Source organism: Bradyrhizobium sp. WBOS08 (assembly GCF_024585125.1).
GTDB classification, from domain to species: Bacteria; Pseudomonadota; Alphaproteobacteria; order Rhizobiales; family Xanthobacteraceae; genus Bradyrhizobium; species Bradyrhizobium japonicum_B.
In genome coordinates, this window is the sequence record NZ_CP028988.1 from 2,607,577 (window position 1) to 2,624,287 (window position 16,711).

Below are 16,711 nucleotides of genomic sequence, written 5' to 3' on the forward strand. Positions count from 1 at the left end.
GAAGGATCAGGTCGAGACGATGCCGAGGCGGCCGAGCGGCGGCGCCTCGCGGCCGGCGGCCCTGGCGGCGTCGCGCACCAGGCGTTCCAGCACGGCGAGATAATCGAGGAAACGGCGGCGCCCGGACTTGGTGAGGCGGCAGGTGGTGTGCGGACGGTTGCCCTCGTAGCCCTTGGTCACGTCGACGAGGCCGGCCTCCTGGAGCACGGCAAGGTGCCGGCTGAGATTGCCGTCGGTGAGGCCGCACAGCTGCTTGAGGTCGGCAAAGGCCAGCCCCTTGGGATGCGCCATCAGCGAGGTCAGAAGCCCGAGCCTCGCCTTCTCGTGGATCACGCGGTCGAGCCCTTCGTAGGAGAAGGGTGCGCTGTCAGTCTTCGACATCATGGTCTCCGGATGCGACATGCAGAATGGCCGCCATCAGCGACTGCCCGATCAGGAAGGGCAGGCCCATGGTCCATGGCGACAGCGTGTGGGTCTGGCTCGCGATCACCACCACCGAAAAGCCGGACACGAAATACCAGGCGCCGGCGAGCGCCACGGGGCGCGGCAGCGAGCGGACGGAGGCGAAAATGCCGATCGACACCAGGATCTGCCACAGGCCCGGCAGCAGCCACAACGTCTCGGCCGCGAACTTCCACATCACCACCGCGAGCAGCACGCCGGCAACGCCCGCGGGCAGGAACTGCTCTACCGCCTGGTGGATCATGGCGTCGGCGAGGCCGGAATGATGGCGGCGCGAACGTGCCCGCATCTCGATCCCGATCATCAGGACGGACAGCGCGGCGGCGACGAACCAGCCGGCGAAGAAGCCGAGCGGCTCACCCGTGGGATCGCCGAGCAGCCAGAATTGCAGCACCGCCGTGATGAGCGCGACGGCACCGGTCGCGGCCATCGTCGCCGGGCCGTAGCCGCGGAACGCCGTGCCGGCCGCGATCTGGCTGCGGATCGCCACGATGTCAGCCAGGGCCTTGTCGAGATCGCGCATTGGCAACGCCGAAGCCTCGTTCCGCTCACGCCTCACGGGACTGCAGCCCCGTCACTTTGTATTGCAAAGCTTACGGCATCGCAAAGTAAATGCAAGTCCGAAAGTTGCGGGTAGAATGATGAAAGTCGGAGCGAACAACTGACGGTTGCGCCTCACCTGCGCTCACGGATAAGATGGGTGCAAGGACGTTCCCGGGGGCTGGTATGTGGTTGAGGTCGCTTGTCGTTGCGTTGTTGTCACAATTGGCTCTCGCCGGCACCGCCGATGCGAAAGGCCCCTTTGGCAGCCTCAAGATCGGCAACTGGATCGGGGGCGCCTTCAGCAACGATGAGACCGGCGCCTTCTCGCATTGCGCCGCCACGTCGCCCTATGCGAACGGCGTCATCCTGGTCGTGAGCCAGAATTCCGCCGGCACCTGGTTGCTGGCCTTTGCAAGCCCCGGCTACAACTTCAACAAGGGCGAGAACGCTGCCATCGACGTGACCTTCGATGGCCAGGAGCAAGCCAGGCTGTACGCGACGGCGTATCAGCCCAACATGCTCACGGCCGTCATGCCGCTCAACGTCGTGCGGACGTTCCAGAAGGCGAGCCTGATGGTGGCGACCGCCGGCCGCACCGTTCTGAACTTCGATCTGACCTCGACCGGCCCGGTGATCGCGGCATTGGCCAATTGCGTGACCAGGGTGAAAGCCGACGGGCTCGACAAGGCCGGCGACTTCACCAAGGGTGCCGCGAAGCCCGCAGCCACGGCGGAGAAGCAGGGCACCCCGCCGGTCAAGTCCGCCAAGTCCAGGAGCGGCACCGGCTTCGTGGTCAGCGCCAACGGGCACATCGTCACGAACCACCATGTGATCGAGGGCTGCGGCGACATCAAAGGCAATCTCACCGGCGAGGCCGCGACGGCGCTGCGCGTCGTATCCAGCGATGCGAACAACGATCTCGCCCTCCTGCAGGCGCCATCGACAGCGACGTTCAAGGAGTTTGCCCGCATCCGTGACCGTTCGATCCGCTCCGGCGATTCCGTCGTCGCGATCGGCTTTCCCTATCGCGGGCTGCTGAGCTCGGATTTCACGGTGACAACCGGTATCGTGAGCTCGCTCAGCGGCATGCGCAACGATTCGCGCTTCCTGCAGATCAGCGCGCCGGTGCAGCCGGGGAACAGCGGAGGACCGTTGTTCGACACCGGCGGCCAGGTCGTCGGCGTAGTGACCGGAAAGCTCGACAATCTGCGCATCGCGGTCGCAACCGGCAATATCCCCGAAAACATCAACTTCGCCATCAAGACCGGCGCGCTGCGGGACTTCCTCGACAATTCCGTGGTGCCTTACCAGACCGGTGAACCCAAGGGCGAGCTGAAGACGACGGACATCGCCGCCAACGCCCGCGCCTATACGATGCTGATCTCGTGTATCGGCACGGAACAGGCGGACGCGAAGCGGTAGACGGTCCACGCCCGGTATCGCGCGACGGGGCGGCCGCGGGTGCCCATCCCGGATCGAGGAAACGAAGCGCGCAAGAAAAAAGCCCTGCCGAACGGCAGGGCTTCATTCCCGGTCGTCACGGGATCGCTACTCGACCTTGAGGCCGGCGAACTCGACCACCTTCCGCCACTTCTCGGTCTCGGCCTTGATCTCCTCGCCGAACGCTTCCGGAGTCTGCGGCCGCGGCTCGCCGCCGAGCTCGACCAGACGCTTGGCCATGTCGGGCTCCCTCAGCACCGCGTTGACCTCGGCGTTCAGCTTGGCGATGATGTCCTTCGGCGTGTTCTTCGGTGCACCCATGCCGAACAGCGCGCTGGCCTCGTAGCCCTTCACGGTCTCGGCGACCGTCTGCACGTCGGGCAATTGCGGCGAGCGCTCCGCCGTGGTGACGCCGATCGCACGAAGCGAGCCGGAGCGGATGTGCTGGATGATCGAGGGCATGTTGTCGAAGATCACCTGCACCTGACCGGCGAGCATGTCGGTGATCGCCGGCGCCGCACCGCGATAGGGCACGTGCTGCATCTTGCAGCCGGTCATGGCCATGAACATCTCGCCGGAGAGGTGCACCGAGGTGCCGTTGCCGGACGAGGCCATGTTCACCTTGCCGGGATTGGCCTTCACATATTCGATGAACTCGGCGACGTTCTTGGCCGGCACGTCCTTGCCAACGGTCATCACGTTCGGCACACGCTGGAACGAGGCGACCGGCGCCATGTCGTTGACGAAATTGAACTTGAGATTCTTGTAGAGCGAGGCGTTGATGTAATTGGCCGGGTTGACCAGCTGCAGCGTGTAGCCGTCGGGCTCGGCATTGATGACCGATTCGGTGGCGATGTTGTTGCCGGCGCCCGGCTTGTTCTCGACCACGAATTGCTGGCCGAGCTTCTCCGAAAGCCGCTGGCCGATCAGCCGCGCCAGGATGTCGGTGGCGCCGCCCGGCGGATAGCCGACCACCCATTTCACGGGCCGGGCCGGATAATCGGCGGCAAGGGCCTTCGACAGCGGGGTGGCTGCAAGCGGACTGGCGGCGAGCAGGCCCAGCGCGGTACGGCGAGTGATCATCTCAAGGGTTCTCCCAGTGTTGTTCTTGAAGGTCGAATAGCTTGTAGGTCGAGCCGATCGGGTTGTAACAAAGGTCGTCGCGGGCGGAAAGTGCGCGGGACGCATCATGACGAAAGGATGAGAGATGACGGTCAAGGTTCATGCCCTGGATCATCTCGTGATCAATGTCAGCGATGTTGCGGCGACAGCGGAGTGGTACCGCAAGATTCTCGGCATGGAAGTCAAGGTATTCGATCCCGGCGGCGGCAAAGCGCCGCGGACTTTCCTTCAATTCGGTAACCAGAGGATCAACGTGCGCCAGCGCGATGCCGACAGGGTGGAGTGGTTCACCGCCGACCAACCGACCGCCGGCAGCGAGGATCTGTGTTTCCTTACCTCGGCCACACCGGACGAGGTGGTGGCGCATCTGGATGCACACGGCGTCGCGATCGAGGCCGGTCCAGGCCCGCGGCAAGGCGCCCGCGGCACGCTGCGCTCGGTCTATTGCCGGGATCCCGACGGCAGCCTGATCGAGATTTCGTCGTACGAGGATTGAGGCCGACAGGACCGCACCCGCCCCAAACACCGTCGTTGCGAGGAGCGAAGCGACGAAGCAATCCAGACCGACTCGGTGGAGACAGTCTGGATCGCTTCGCTCGCAATGACGGCCGAGGGAACGCGGACGACATACGCCTCCCGATTTGCACCCCGCCTCATCCGATGGCAGGAAGACGCAATAATCGCATGACAGCCGCCATCAAGATGCAGGCTGCACGGGGAGGAGCCATGCCGCTTCAACAAACCACTGCCGGAATCGTAGGCCCGTTCGACGGGCTCGACGTGCCCTGGTTGCTCAAGATGCGCGCCGAGGTCCGGCGCGATCATCCGTTCCTGATCTGGGCGCCGTTCGATGCGCCGGCGCGGCGCTGGAGCTATGGCGAGTTTCACGAGCGGGTCGGCGCGCTGGCGGCGGGGCTGGCACGGCGCGGCGTGAGGCCGGGCGAATATGTCCTCATTCATCTCGACAATTGCATCGAGGCGATGCTGGCCTGGTTTGCCTGTGTCGAGCTCGGGGCCATCGCGGTCACCACCAACACGCGCTCGGCACCGGCCGAGATCGCGTATTTCGCAGATCATTGCGGCGCGGTTGCCGCGATCACCCAGCCCGCCTATGCGGAACTCGTCGCGCAGAACTGCCGCAACATTCGCTGGATGGCGGTGACCTCACATGATGCCGGAGCGGCGCCTGCGCAGGCGGTCTCCCGCGGCGACAGGTTTGAGTCGCTGTTCGCCGACAGCGCCGATCGCCCCAGGCGCCCGACCGATCCGCTGGCGCCATGCAGCGTGCAATACACGTCGGGCACGACATCGCGACCCAAAGCGGTGCTGTGGACCCACGCCAACGCGCTGTGGGGCGCCAAGATCAACGCCGCGCACGAGGACCTGCATGCGAGCGACGTGCACCAGACCTACCTGCCGCTGTTCCACACCAATGCGCTGGCCTATTCCATGCTGGCCACGCTGTGGGTCGGCGCCACTTGCGTGATCCAGCCGCGCTTCTCCGCGAGCCGGTTCTGGGGCGTCGCGCGCGAGCACGGCGCGACCTGGACCTCGACCATTCCGTTCTGCATGAAGGCGCTGCTCGAGCAGGAGATCCCGAAAGACCACAAATTCCGCCTGTGGGGCACCGCGATCAACGAGCCGCCGGCCTTCGCCGCCTTCGGCATCAAGATGATCGGCTGGTGGGGCATGACCGAGACCATCACCCACGGCATCGTCGGCGAGGTCGACCAACCCAACGTCCCGATGTCGATCGGCCGGGCCGCGCCCGAATACCAGATCCGCATCACCGGCGACGACGGGCGGCCGACCGAGGTCGGCGGCACCGGCAATCTGTCGATCAAGGGCATTCCCGGCCTGTCGCTGTTCGCCGAATATCTCCACAATGAGAAAGCCACGCGCGAGAGCTTCGACGAGCACGGCTTCTTCCTCACCGGCGACCGCGTCGAGCGGCTCCCGAACGGCTCCATCAAGTTCGGCGACCGCGCCAAGGACATGCTGAAGGTCGGCGGCGAGAACGTCGCGGCCTCCGAGATCGAGCAGGTGATCGCGCTGGTAGCGGGCGTGCGCGAGGCCGCCGTGGTGGCGAAGCCGCACCCGATGCTGGACGAGGTGCCGGTGGTCTTCATCATCCCCTTGGGCGGTGTCGCCGGCGCCGCGCCCGACCTGCATGACCGGGTGATGGAAGCCTGCCGCAAAGGCCTTGCCGACTTCAAGGTGCCGCGCGAGATCAGGCTGGTCGACGACATGCCGCGCTCGACGCTGGAGAAGGTCGCGAAGGCGGAGCTAAGGAAGATGGTGGGGTAGCGACGTCGCCGAACGGCACACTGCGTAGGGTGGGCAAAGCGAAGCGTGCCCACGCATTTTTCGCGATCGAGAGAGATGGTGGGCACGGCGCTACGCGCCTTTGCCCACCCTACGGCAGCCGAGAATGCCGAACTAGAACGACCCCAGCGCCACCGGGCGGAACGCCTGCAGCAGCTGCTGGTCGAGCTTGCCGCTCATGCCTTCCATCATGGCGAACGCACGCGAATGCGTGAATGGCATGCGATAGGCGCGTTTCTCGACCAGCGCGGCGTAGATGTCGACGATCGTCGTCAGGCGCACGATGTCGCTGATCTGGTTCGACGACAGCCCGTTCGGATAGCCGCTGCCGTCGAGAAATTCGTGGTGATGCAGGATCACGTCGAGCATCTCCGGCGGGAAGCCGCCCTGGGCGGCAAGCGCGTCATAGCCGCGGCGCGGATGCTGGCGCACCTCGGCCATCTCCTCGTCGGTGAGCTTGCCCGGCTTGTCGAGCAGCGCGGAGGGAACGAAGGCCTTGCCGACGTCGTGAAGCAGCGCGGCGCGGACGAGGCGGCGCTGATCGTCCTCGCGCATGCCGAGATGCTGTGCGAAGGCGACCGCGAAACCGGTGACGAACAGGCAGTGGCGATAGCTGCCGACATGATGGCAGCCGACCGTGGTGAGCCATTCGCGCAGCGAGGAATGCTTGATCGCCTTCAGGATCTTGCTTTCCGCCGCGATGACGTCGTCGAAGGTCAGGGGCACGCCGAGCGGCAGCTTCTCGAACATCTTCGCCAGCACCGCATGCGCCGCCTCGACGCCGCGGTTGAGCGTCTTGCCGCGATCGGTCGCGTCATAGGCCGCGGTGTCCGGGAAGGCGGCGCGAATGCGCTGCAGGATGGCCTCGGCCTGCAGCGGCCGCGAGATGGTGTCGGTGGCGCCCAGCGCCCAGGCCTGCATGGTGCCGTGATGGAGGGCGTCCGCGAGTACGAACAGCCGCGGCATCGAGCGATAGGCATCGCCGCGCAGCTTGTTGCGCACCCGCTGCACGCTTTCGGGCGAGCGCAGGTTGATGTCGACCACGAGGCCGGAGAGATCGCGCGAGGGCTTTTCGGGGATGTCCTGCGTCGTCACCGTCGAGACGTCGCCGACCGCCTTCAGGATGCTGGCGAGCTCGGAACTCTCGTCGCTCCGGTCGGAGGCGAGCAGAAGCCGGCGTTTGGCGGCGGATTTGGCTGGCGCGTTCATGGCTTCCCCAAAGCATGGGATCGGGATTTGGCATCAGCCTAAGCCGGATCAGGTTCTCCGGCCCTTAAGAGGCGTGCTCAATGGAACCTTGGGGAATTCGGTGCAATTTTACGGGTTTTGGTTCCGATACGGGGCCTGAAATCCGCAAAAACAACCCCATGCACAGTAGAATGGCATTGAAAACAAAGGGCAATTTCTCGCGCTTTCGCGCCCCCTACGCTGCCATTCGCCGCTAGAGTGAGCAAGAGACAAGAGGGACGGAAACCATGCCGGGGATCAATCGGGACGGCGTCAATATCTATTACGAGGTTCACGGCGAGGGACCGCCGCTGCTGCTCACCCATGGTTATTCCTCGACGTCGGCGATGTGGCATGGCCAGGTCGATGCGCTCGCCAGGGAGCACAAGCTGATCCTGTGGGACATGCGCGGCCACGGCCGGTCCGACTATCCCGACGATCCCCGCGCGTACAGCGAGGCCCTCACGGTCGGTGACATGGCGGCGATCCTCGATGCGGTCGGTGCGGAGCGCGCGATCATCGGCGGATTGTCGCTCGGCGGCTACATGTCGCTCGCGTTCTATCGCGCCCATCCGGAGCGGACCCGCGCGCTGCTGATCATCGACACCGGGCCCGGTTTCAAGAAGGACGAGGCGCGCGAGGCCTGGAATGCGCGGGCGCTCGCCACCGCCGACCGGCTCGATCGCGAGGGCCTCGAGGTCCTGAAATCGGCAACGCCCGAGCGCGCGGCCGCCAGTCATCGCAACGCCAAGGGACACTCGCTCGCCGCACGCGGCATGCTGACCCAGCGCGATGCCCGCGTGATCGAGCTGCTGCCCGACATCAAGGTGCCCTCGCTGATCGTGGTCGGCGCCGACGACACGCCGTTCCTGGCCGCGTCCGACTACATGGCCGCAAAAATCCCCGGGGCACAAAAGGTCGTGATCCCCGCGGCCGGTCACGCCGTCAACATCGATCAGCCCAAGGCTTTTCTTGACGCCGTCTCGGCTTTCCTGAAGAACTTGCCTGAAGAACCTGCGGCATAGGCTAGGCAATCCGGGACGCAAGACATGATGCGAGCGATCTTCGCGGCCGTCGCAACGACTGCGATGCTGTCGTCGTCGGCGCAGGCCGAGCCGTTCGGCGCGGCGCCGCCGCGCCGGCCCTTCGTCGCGACCTTGTCCAACAACGTTCCGCTCGCCTTCGGCATGGATACCGAAGAGACCGCGCGCGCCCTCGGACAGAAGCTGCAATATGTGCGCGGGCGTCCCGGCAACGAGATCTATCTCGCGCTGCGCAACATCGGCGGCAGCGGCCTGATTCCCTACCGTCACCGCCTATTCCTGCAATTCCGCCAGGGGCGTCTGGCGGGATGGAAGGAGGATTACGGCGAGAACTGGATGTGGGAGTAGGTGTTGCCCGCTGCGGCATCTCGGCCTTCCATCCTTCGAGACGCGCGCGAAGGGCGCGCTCCTCAGGATGAGGGGAGAGACTGAGTTCGTAACAACCCAAAAGGACAACCCGCGTGGGACAGGACATCAAGCTGACGGCCTCCGACAATTTCCAGATCGGCGCCTATCGCGCTGATCCCTCAGGCACGCCAAAGGGCGCGGTGGTGGTGATCCAGGAGATCTTTGGCGTCAATCACCACATCCGCGCGGTCTGCGACCGCCTCGCCGGGGAAGGCTATGTCGCGATCGCGCCGTCGATCTTCGACCGCACGACACCGAACTTCCAGTCGGGCTATTCGCCCGATGAGGTCGCCGAAGCGCGCAAGTTCGTTGCCAATCCGGACTGGGCCGCGATGCTGCGCGACACGCAGGCGGCGATCGACGCGGTGAAGAGCATCGGCCCGGTCGGCATCATCGGCTTTTGCCTGGGCGGCAGCATCGCCTTCGTCGCGGCGACGCGATTGACCGGCCTGAAGGCCGCGATCGGCTATTACGGCGGCGCCGTCGTTCGCTTTGCCGAGGAGACGCCGAAGGTGCCGACCCAATTGCATTTCGGCGAGAAGGATGCGGGCATCCCCCTGACCGACGTCGAGACCATCAAGTCGAAACGGCCGGAGGTCGAGGTCTTCGTCTATCCGGGCGCGCAGCACGGCTTCCATTGCGACGAGCGCGCCAGCTACGACAAGGCCAGCGCCGACATCGCCTGGCCGCGCAGCATGGAGTTCTTTGCGAAGCATTTGAGATAGGACTTGCGTTTCTCTTCTGTCATCCGGGATGCGCCGCGAAGCGGTGAAGGCCCGCAATCCATGCTCCCGATCGTGGTTATGGAGTCCGGGCTCGCGCTGCGCGCACCCCGGAATGACGTGAGGAGAGCGGGAATCGGGTGGCTGCAGCGCGGCGCGCGGCGATAGAGCTGGCGGATCAAAGCCAACTCACGCCGGGAGATCGCCATGCAGCAAGCCATCACGCATCTCGTCATTCGCAATCCGTTCGGAACCATGGATGTCCCTTCTCCCGACGATTCCGAGGTGATGGATTATGCCGCGACGGCCTCGCTGCCCGGCGATGCCGCGGACGACAATGCGGCGTCGTGGGCAGCGATCGCAGCGCGATCCGATCCGCTCGAAGGCATATGGGCGAGCCGCTGGAACGGCGGGGCCGATCCGACCATTGCCGGCGATACGCCGGACAAGTGGAAACAGGGGCGTGCGGACATTCGCATCGCGGCCGGCCGGGTCTATCTGCGCTTCGACTGGGACAATGGCCGCCGGCACGGGCTGATCGACGCCGCGCGCGAAGGCGCAGCTCGCCTGGTCGGAAAATACATCAACATGACCACGCCGGCGATCACGCGGCCATGGGTCGGCCTGGTGATCGACGCTAGCCGGATCGACGGATGTTTTCCGAACGGCCGGCTGGATTTTCGAAGGTAGGAATCTGGTGACGTCCCCCGCCGTCATTCCGGGATGCGCCGACAGGCGCAGGCCCGGAAACCATCGTGAGGCAGCGTCGGTGGAGAAATGGATTCCGGGTTCGCGCTTTTGCGCGCCCCGGAATGACGAGAAGAGAGAGTTCGGCTGAAACCTAGAACCAGCGCTCGCCGACGAACACGGTGTCGCCGGGGTTCAAGGGCGTGCCGAGCGGCACCACGGCGCGCATGGATCCGCCGCGCTCGGTGTGGGTGACGGTGACCACGTCGCGCTTGGCGCGGGGCGAGAAGCCGCCGGCGATCGCGACCGCGCTCTCGACCGTCATGTTCGGCACGTAAGGATATTGGCCGGGCGCGGTGACTTCGCCGAGGATGAAGAAGGGACGATAGGACTCGATCTCCACCGCGACCGAAGGCTCGCGGATGTAGCCGTTGCGCAGGCGCGCGGCGATCTCGCCGGCAAGTCCGGCGGTGGTGCGGCCGCGGGCCGGCACCGCGCCGATCAGCGGCATGGTGATGGAGCCGCCGGCATCGATGGCGTAGCTGTTGGTGAGACCTTCCTGGCCGTAGACCACGACGCGGAGCTTGTCGCCGGCGTCGAGATGGTAGGAGGCATCATAGCGCACCGGCGCCGCCATCGGCACAGCATAGCCGACCGGCATGGGGGCGGGCGACGAAGCGAAGGAGTTGCGCAGCGCGCCGATGGCGCCGCCGCCGTCGGCGACAACAACCGGCTGCGGCGCATTGTAGGGCTGGCCATAGGCCATGGAATCGAGGTCGGCGCGCGGTGGCATGACCGCGACGGGGCCCCCGGTCTGCATGCAGCCGCCAAGGGTCAGCGCGGCGGACGCTGTCAGGACCACTGCCGAGATCGACGATCGAAACGCGCGTGCAACTGGCACCGGACCTATCCCTCGAAACGAGACAGCTCCAGTGATGCACCGGTTATGGTTAATAAAGCGTTTGCGGGGAGCGCTGTGACGCGACGCGGCTCGATGCAGACACGATACGCCCTCTCTCCCGCTTGCAAACGGAAGAAGTGCACCGAGCTTGCGCTTGCCTTAAGCGCCTACGCCGACACCGATCGGGCGGGACACGCCGGTGCCGCCAAAGATCAATCCCGGGAATAGCCGATCAGCGGCTTCCGCGGCCGGAACAGGATCATCAGCAGGATGCCGAGAATGCCGAGGACGGCGAAGACCGGCTGATCCAGCAGCAGGCGGATCACCGAAGTCCAGAGCCAGGGCGCCTTGGCCTCGACCCAGGTGCGGAAGGCCGACTGGCTGGCCTGGTTGATGTCGTTCCAGAACTGGCCGAACCGGGTGAACCTGAGGGTCTGATCGGCCACCCAGCGGGCGCCGTCATAGACCATGAAGATGAACCCGCCGGCGAGCAGCAACAGCCCAATCAGTCGGAAAAAGCCGCGGATCATGCCTCACCTTATTTGGTCGTCCGATCGGAGGACCTGGACAAGACGCCGCCAGCCAATAACCGGGCGACGGCAGAAATTCAACCTCTTCAGGGCGTTACAGTGCCTCCTGGGGCGCCATGGGGCCGCTTTTCCAGCCCGGAAAGCGTTGACGGTGCCGAAGAGCCTCTCTATAAGGGCGCCAACTGGCGGTGGGCGCAATCCTGCCGCCGCTGTTCTTTGAGCAGTTGCAGGCCACTTGAGCTTAGGGCTCCTTGAGGCCTCATGTTCCCGGGACAGCCCAGCAACCGAACACCCTAAATCCGAGCGTCGATTCCGCGGTCAAGCAAGCCGGCGCTACCCGACCAAGACGCGACCGGTACCCGCAAAGGATATTGAGACCATGGCCAATACCACTTCCGCCAAGAAAGCGACGCGCAAGATCGCCCGCCGCACCGCCGTCAACAAGTCGCGCCGTACCCAGATGCGCGGTGCCGTGCGGACCGTCGAGGAAGCCATCGCGACCGGCGACCGCGCCGCGGCCGTGAAGGCACTGGCGAATGCCGAGCCGGCCTTGATGCGTGCCGCGCAGCGCAACATCATTCACAAGAACAACGCCAGCCGCAAAGTCTCGCGCCTCACCGCGCAGATCGCCAAGCTCGCCAAGTAAATTCGTCAAGTAAGCTCGGCAAGCAAGCTCGTCAGGTCAGCCTGCAAGTCACGGCTGGCCGACCGGTCGACGGATCGATCGCACATCGCACGCGTCAAACAGCCCGGCACCGCGCCGGGCTTTTTTGTTGCCTGTCATGATACACGGAAAGCGGACACGCACGATCGACGCTCGACCGGCGGGCTCGCAGCGCCTGCACCATTCTTCGTTCCGTAGTTCTACCTGCCGATGTTCTGCAACAGCAGTCTTGCAACCGCGCAGACCTTCACCGCGTTGCGAAAACCACTGTGCCGCGGGCTCGAATTGAATCCGCAAGCAACGAAAGTTCTACACACCGTAGATTCACCGGAACACACACAGCGTGGGAGTTACCCTGCGAAACGAGACTCAAAAAACGATGTCTCGCTAATCACTTATCGACATAGCGACCGCAAGCATTTGGAAAATTCGTCCGCGCGTCGGGCGCATGAAGATTTTGTTAAAAAATTTTGGCGGTGGCGGAGAATTGTCACATGAGGTGCGGCGTTCTCGATTCTGCGCACGAATCCAAAAACTTGCTCCGAAGCCTGTGCACAAGTCGCGCGCGACGTTAACCGACGTCAAGTTTTTTTGGTGGCTCAAGTGTGAATCAATTCGTTGCGAGTCTTTCCGCTTAGTGTATTCCTTAGGTCGTCAGCGGCGCCCACGATCTTCAGACCAGCGCGGTTTAGGAAACGGGGCGAGCGTGCAAATCGGCGGCGGTGTGCACGTAGGCGACGCTTCAAAAAGCGATGTCGGTTCACAACCCATAGCAATATGGGAATGGTAGCTGTTTGTCTGAATGTCTCCAAGCGGGATCTTCCCGCCTTGTGCCAGGCGCATATGAGGGACATCGCAAAGCTATCCCGGCACGCAAGGTGGCGAAGTCGAGCGGACATTCGAACGGGCAGGCATCCGCGACATCGTACGCCGCGGCTGTCTTTTGGACACGCAGGACCTTGTCGTGAGCAATCACGGCAGGACGGGGAGGTATCATGTCTTACGGACTCAACGCGGTATTGAAACACGTCTTCTCTTCGAACGATGCCGGTTTAGATCAGTCCGACCTCCAGCCTCCCGCGTGTGACGGAGCGCCGAGTACGCGCTGACCTCGCGAACCCTCCATCTCTGACATCGCTGACCGGACGCGGCGTTCGCGCCGAACGGCGGAGCCATGTCTGACGATGGACTCGCTCTGAGGTCGCCCCATGACAGAACCCCTGACGGCAGGAACTCTGCATGGCGCTCACCACGCAACTAAATCTCTCAAGAGAAGTTTTCTGACGATGACAATGGAACAGGATCGCTGGTCACGCGTGAAGGGTCGGCTGCGCTCGAGCGTTGGCGAAGACGTCTACACGAGCTGGTTTGCACGCATGGATCTGGAAGGCGTGCAGGAGGAGAGCGTGCGGCTCTCGGTGCCGACGCGCTTCCTGAAGAGCTGGATCCAGGCCCATTACGCCGAGCGCGTGCTGTCGTGCTGGCAGGCCGAGATGCCGGAAGTTCATCGCATCGACCTCACGGTGCGTTCGGCCGTGCGCCCGGTGACGCAGCCGAAGGACGCGCCGGCGCCGGTCGAGACGCGGCGCGTGCCCGCGCCGGAGCTGCGCTCGACCGCAACCGCGCCGGTCTCGGCCAATCACGACGCGCTCGGCGGCTCGCCGCTCGATCCGCGCCTGACCTTCGCGAGCTTCGTGGTCGGCCGCTCCAACACGCTGGCGCATGCGGCTGCGCGTCAGGTCGCGGAAGGCCGCCGCGGCGATCCCGTCATGTTCAACCCGCTCTACATCCATGCCGGCGTCGGCCTCGGCAAGACGCATCTGCTGCAGGCCGTGACCTGGGCCGGCAATTCCGGTAACGAGCGCAAGGTGCTGTACCTGACTGCGGAAAAATTCATGTACGGCTTCGTCGCCGCGCTGAAGACGCAGACGGCGCTGGCCTTCAAGGAGGCGCTGCGCGGCATCGACGTGCTCGTGATCGACGATCTCCAGTTCCTGCAGGGCAAGTCGACCCAGGCCGAGTTCTGTCACACGCTGAACGCGCTGATCGACGCCGGCCGCCAGGTCGTGATCGCGGCCGACCGTCCGCCGTCCGACCTCGAAAGCCTCGACGATCGCGTGCGCTCGCGGCTCGCCGGCGGCCTCGTGGTCGAGATGGGCTCGCTCGGCGAGGAGCTCCGCCACGGCATCCTCAAGTCGCGCGTCGCGGCCGCCCGCACCCATCATGCGACGTTCGAGGTGCCCGAGGAGGTGCTGCATTATCTGGCGCGCACCATCACCCATAACGGCCGCGACCTCGAAGGCGCGATCAACCGTCTGCTCGCGCACTCCAAGCTCAACAACCGGCCGGTGACGCTGGAGATGGCGGAGCACGAGGTGCGTGACCTGGTGCGGCCGCAGGAGCCGAAGCGGATCAAGATCGAGGACATCCAGCGCGTGGTGGCGCGGCAATACAATGTCAGCCGCTCCGACCTCTTGTCCTCGCGCCGCACCGCCAACGTGGTCCGGCCACGGCAGGTGGCGATGTATCTCGCCAAGACGCTGACCCTGCGCTCGCTCCCGGAAATCGGCCGCCGCTTCGGCGGGCGCGACCACACCACCGTGCTGCACGCCGTGCGCAAGATCGAGGCGCTGGTCTCCAAGGACACCGCGCTGTCGGAGGAAGTGGAGTCGCTGAAGCGCCAGCTCCAGGAATAAACGCCTAAGGCGATCCTGCCACCCTGCCGCCGCCCCGGCCTCGCCCGTGCGGCGGTTTTCGTCTGGGCGGTAAATCGTGGGAATCGTGCGGAACTGGCCCCCAATCCCTTGAATCGGATGGCTTTCCGCGCCACCTTGCGCGACCCTGACAGCTTTGGTCATATCGGCTGGATGATCCGGCTTTTCGGGGTCTTCGGTGCCGTGGCGCGCGTCCCGCCGCCCGGCGTTTTCCAACGTTGTTTCCTTGGGGATCGGGCGAGTAGTGCAATGAAGGTTACGGTCGAACGCGCGCAACTGCTGAAGTCGCTGGGCCATGTCCACCGCGTCGTCGAGCGCCGCAACACGATTCCGATCCTCGGCAACGTGCTGGTCCGGGCCGAGAACGCCAAGCTGTCGCTGAAGGCGACCGACCTCGACCTCGAGGTGACGGAGACGCTGCCTGCGGAAACCGCAACGGCCGGCTCCACCACCGTGCCGGCCCACATGTTCTACGACATCGTGCGCAAGCTGCCGGATGGTTCGCAGATCGTGCTGGAGGCCGACGGCGACCGCGCCGTGCTGGCGATCCGCGCCGGCCGCTCGCGCTTCACGCTGCAGACGCTGCCGGAGAACGACTTCCCGGATCTGGCCGCCGGCGAGATGTCGCATTCCTTCTCGCTCGCCGCCAAGGACATCAAGCGGCTGATCGACCGCACCCAGTTCGCGATCTCCACCGAGGAGACGCGCTATTACCTCAACGGCATCTATCTGCACGCCGCCGGCACGGCGAAGGCCGCCACCCTGCGCGGCGTCGCCACCGACGGCCACCGCCTCGCCCAGCTCGACCTGGTGCAGCCCAAGGGCGCCGAGGGCATGCCCGGCGTGATCGTGCCGCGCAAGACCGTCGGCGAGGTGCAGCGCCTGATCGAGGACACCGACGCAGAGATGACGATCGAACTGTCGCAGGCAAAAATCCGCTTCACGATCGGCAACGTCGTGCTGACCTCGAAACTGATCGACGGCACCTTCCCCGATTACGGCCGCGTCATCCCGCAAGGCAACGACAAGGAGCTCGTCGTCGACAAGAAGGATTTCGAGAACGCGGTCGACCGCGTCTCCACCATCTCCAGCGAACGCGGGCGCGCCGTCAAGCTGTCGCTGTCGCCGGGCAAGCTGGTGCTGTCGGTGACCAATCCGGATTCCGGCAGCGCGACCGAAGAGCTCGAGGTCGAATACGCCTCCGACGCCCTCGATATCGGCTTCAACTCCCGCTACCTGCTCGACATCGCCGCCCAGATCGAAGGCGACGTCGCAACGCTCCGCCTCGCCGACCCCGGCTCGCCGACCCTGGTGCAGGACCGCGACGACAAGAGCGCGCTGTACGTGCTGATGCCGATGCGGGTGTGAGGATGAAGCAGCGGCTTTTCCTCTCAACAAGAGCGCGATCCGCATTGCTGTGCCCTCTCCCCTTGTGGGAGAGGGCAGTTCCGCTGGAGGACATAGACTCGGTCGGGTGAGGGGTTAGTGCCGCAAGATCCATCCCATCGGCCGGTCCCCAAAAATCTCCGCCAGTTCGCGAAGAACATGCGGCACGCGCCGACGGATGCCGAAGCGGCGATGTGGCGTCTGCTCAGAGACCGCCGCATGTCGGCATACAAGTTTCGCCGGCAAGTCCCGTTCGGAAACTACATTCTCGACTTCGTCTGCTTCGACAAGCGGCTCGTGATCGAAGTCGACGGAAGCCAGCACGCAGAATCACGAAGCGATGCGGATCGTGACGTAGCTCTGTCTACTGAAGACTTTGCCATCGCGCGCTACTGGAACAATGACGTGCTTCAGCGGTCCACTTCCGTGTTGGAGGATATCCTTGCAAAGCTTGCCGGGCGGTAAGATACCCCTCACCCGTCGCCTCACTGCGTGAGGCGCCACCCTCCCCCACAAGGGGGGAGGGAAGTAAAGCCC

17 protein-coding genes are annotated in these 16,711 nt (G+C 64.8%); 11 read left to right on the plus strand and 6 right to left on the minus strand.

The window, feature by feature from the left end; all coding sequences use genetic code 11:
• Nucleotides 1-6: 6 nt before the first annotated feature.
• Entirely contained in the window at nt 7-381 is a 375-nt protein-coding gene (locus DCM80_RS12395) for a transcriptional regulator (RefSeq protein WP_257197220.1), read from the minus strand.
• Nucleotides 368-985, minus strand: coding sequence for a hypothetical protein (locus DCM80_RS12400; protein WP_257197222.1), 618 nt, complete (start codon nt 983-985; stop codon nt 368-370). Before DCM80_RS12400 ends, DCM80_RS12395 begins: the two co-directional genes overlap by 14 nt.
• A gap of 203 nt (nt 986-1,188) precedes the next feature.
• Between DCM80_RS12400 and DCM80_RS12405 the strand changes: the two genes are divergently transcribed.
• A complete protein-coding gene (locus DCM80_RS12405; protein ID WP_257197223.1) occupies nt 1,189-2,427 on the plus strand; it encodes a S1C family serine protease in 1,239 nt (412 codons plus the stop codon).
• Between the two features lie 126 nt (nt 2,428-2,553).
• Here DCM80_RS12405 and DCM80_RS12410 read toward each other — a convergent pair whose 3' ends face one another.
• The gene (locus DCM80_RS12410; RefSeq protein ID WP_257197224.1) at nt 2,554-3,528 is read right to left on the minus strand and encodes a tripartite tricarboxylate transporter substrate binding protein; all 975 of its coding nucleotides are present in this window, start codon (nt 3,526-3,528) and stop codon (nt 2,554-2,556) included.
• Between the two features lie 124 nt (nt 3,529-3,652).
• On the opposite strand from DCM80_RS12410, the gene DCM80_RS12415 reads away from it, so the two are divergent.
• Both DCM80_RS12415 and DCM80_RS12420 read left to right on the plus strand, forming a co-directional pair.
• The gene (locus DCM80_RS12415) at nt 3,653-4,063 is read left to right on the plus strand and encodes a VOC family protein (RefSeq protein ID WP_257197225.1); all 411 of its coding nucleotides are present in this window, start codon (nt 3,653-3,655) and stop codon (nt 4,061-4,063) included.
• 230 nt (nt 4,064-4,293) lie between these two features.
• A complete protein-coding gene (locus tag DCM80_RS12420; RefSeq protein WP_257197226.1) occupies nt 4,294-5,874 on the plus strand; it encodes an AMP-binding protein in 1,581 nt (526 codons plus the stop codon).
• A 132-nt stretch (nt 5,875-6,006) separates the two neighbouring features.
• Here DCM80_RS12420 and DCM80_RS12425 read toward each other — a convergent pair whose 3' ends face one another.
• Nucleotides 6,007-7,101 carry an HD-GYP domain-containing protein gene (locus DCM80_RS12425; RefSeq protein ID WP_028133695.1) on the minus strand — a complete coding sequence of 365 codons (1,095 nt, stop codon included), beginning with the start codon at nt 7,099-7,101 and terminating at the stop codon, nt 6,007-6,009.
• A 266-nt stretch (nt 7,102-7,367) separates the two neighbouring features.
• On the opposite strand from DCM80_RS12425, the gene DCM80_RS12430 reads away from it, so the two are divergent.
• The 4 genes from DCM80_RS12430 to DCM80_RS12445 all read left to right on the plus strand — a co-directional run bounded on the left by DCM80_RS12430 (nt 7,368) and on the right by DCM80_RS12445 (nt 9,982).
• Nucleotides 7,368-8,144 carry an alpha/beta fold hydrolase gene (locus DCM80_RS12430; RefSeq protein WP_257197227.1) on the plus strand — a complete coding sequence of 259 codons (777 nt, stop codon included), beginning with the start codon at nt 7,368-7,370 and terminating at the stop codon, nt 8,142-8,144.
• 24 nt (nt 8,145-8,168) lie between these two features.
• Nucleotides 8,169-8,510: a hypothetical protein gene (locus DCM80_RS12435; RefSeq protein ID WP_257197228.1), complete on the plus strand. Its 342-nt coding sequence runs from the start codon at nt 8,169-8,171 to the stop codon at nt 8,508-8,510.
• Between the two features lie 113 nt (nt 8,511-8,623).
• On the plus strand, nt 8,624-9,295 hold the full coding sequence (locus DCM80_RS12440) for a dienelactone hydrolase family protein (protein WP_257197229.1): 672 nt from the start codon (nt 8,624-8,626) through the stop codon (nt 9,293-9,295).
• A gap of 204 nt (nt 9,296-9,499) precedes the next feature.
• A complete protein-coding gene (locus DCM80_RS12445) occupies nt 9,500-9,982 on the plus strand; it encodes a hypothetical protein (RefSeq protein WP_257197230.1) in 483 nt (160 codons plus the stop codon).
• Nucleotides 9,983-10,133: 151 nt separating this feature from the next.
• Here the strand turns inward: DCM80_RS12445 and DCM80_RS12450 are convergent, their stop codons facing one another.
• Nucleotides 10,134-10,880: a polysaccharide biosynthesis/export family protein gene (locus tag DCM80_RS12450; protein ID WP_257197231.1), complete on the minus strand. Its 747-nt coding sequence runs from the start codon at nt 10,878-10,880 to the stop codon at nt 10,134-10,136.
• Nucleotides 10,881-11,092: 212 nt separating this feature from the next.
• A complete protein-coding gene (locus DCM80_RS12455; protein WP_028133689.1) occupies nt 11,093-11,410 on the minus strand; it encodes a hypothetical protein in 318 nt (105 codons plus the stop codon).
• 379 nt (nt 11,411-11,789) lie between these two features.
• Between DCM80_RS12455 and rpsT the strand changes: the two genes are divergently transcribed.
• The 4 genes from rpsT to DCM80_RS12475 all read left to right on the plus strand — a co-directional run bounded on the left by rpsT (nt 11,790) and on the right by DCM80_RS12475 (nt 16,639).
• The gene (rpsT, locus tag DCM80_RS12460) at nt 11,790-12,056 is read left to right on the plus strand and encodes a 30S ribosomal protein S20 (RefSeq protein ID WP_027563963.1); all 267 of its coding nucleotides are present in this window, start codon (nt 11,790-11,792) and stop codon (nt 12,054-12,056) included.
• A 1,304-nt stretch (nt 12,057-13,360) separates the two neighbouring features.
• On the plus strand, nt 13,361-14,770 hold the full coding sequence (dnaA, locus tag DCM80_RS12465) for a chromosomal replication initiator protein DnaA (protein WP_257197232.1): 1,410 nt from the start codon (nt 13,361-13,363) through the stop codon (nt 14,768-14,770).
• Between the two features lie 267 nt (nt 14,771-15,037).
• Nucleotides 15,038-16,156: a DNA polymerase III subunit beta gene (dnaN, locus tag DCM80_RS12470; RefSeq protein WP_257197233.1), complete on the plus strand. Its 1,119-nt coding sequence runs from the start codon at nt 15,038-15,040 to the stop codon at nt 16,154-16,156.
• Nucleotides 16,157-16,273: 117 nt separating this feature from the next.
• Complete coding sequence (locus DCM80_RS12475; protein WP_257197234.1) at nt 16,274-16,639, plus strand: endonuclease domain-containing protein; 366 nt, start codon at nt 16,274-16,276, stop codon at nt 16,637-16,639.
• Nucleotides 16,640-16,711 lie beyond the last annotated feature (72 nt).

Bases quoted from the DNA above. Each gene is read 5' to 3' on its own strand.
- DCM80_RS12420 (WP_257197226.1), top strand. From the start codon at position 4,294: ATGCCGCTTCAACAAACCACTGCCGGAATCGTAGGCCCGTTCGACGGG.
- DCM80_RS12445 (WP_257197230.1), top strand. From the start codon at position 9,500: ATGCAGCAAGCCATCACGCATCTCGTCATTCGCAATCCGTTCGGAACC.
- dnaA (WP_257197232.1), top strand. From the start codon at position 13,361: ATGACAATGGAACAGGATCGCTGGTCACGCGTGAAGGGTCGGCTGCGC.
- DCM80_RS12400 (WP_257197222.1), bottom strand. From the start codon at position 985: ATGCGCGATCTCGACAAGGCCCTGGCTGACATCGTGGCGATCCGCAGC.
- DCM80_RS12455 (WP_028133689.1), bottom strand. From the start codon at position 11,410: ATGATCCGCGGCTTTTTCCGACTGATTGGGCTGTTGCTGCTCGCCGGC.
- DCM80_RS12405 (WP_257197223.1), top strand. From the start codon at position 1,189: ATGTGGTTGAGGTCGCTTGTCGTTGCGTTGTTGTCACAATTGGCTCTC.
- DCM80_RS12435 (WP_257197228.1), top strand. From the start codon at position 8,169: ATGATGCGAGCGATCTTCGCGGCCGTCGCAACGACTGCGATGCTGTCG.
- DCM80_RS12395 (WP_257197220.1), bottom strand. From the start codon at position 381: ATGTCGAAGACTGACAGCGCACCCTTCTCCTACGAAGGGCTCGACCGC.
- rpsT (WP_027563963.1), top strand. From the start codon at position 11,790: ATGGCCAATACCACTTCCGCCAAGAAAGCGACGCGCAAGATCGCCCGC.
- DCM80_RS12425 (WP_028133695.1), bottom strand. From the start codon at position 7,101: ATGAACGCGCCAGCCAAATCCGCCGCCAAACGCCGGCTTCTGCTCGCC.
- DCM80_RS12430 (WP_257197227.1), top strand. From the start codon at position 7,368: ATGCCGGGGATCAATCGGGACGGCGTCAATATCTATTACGAGGTTCAC.
- DCM80_RS12415 (WP_257197225.1), top strand. From the start codon at position 3,653: ATGACGGTCAAGGTTCATGCCCTGGATCATCTCGTGATCAATGTCAGC.
- dnaN (WP_257197233.1), top strand. From the start codon at position 15,038: ATGAAGGTTACGGTCGAACGCGCGCAACTGCTGAAGTCGCTGGGCCAT.
- DCM80_RS12410 (WP_257197224.1), bottom strand. From the start codon at position 3,528: ATGATCACTCGCCGTACCGCGCTGGGCCTGCTCGCCGCCAGTCCGCTT.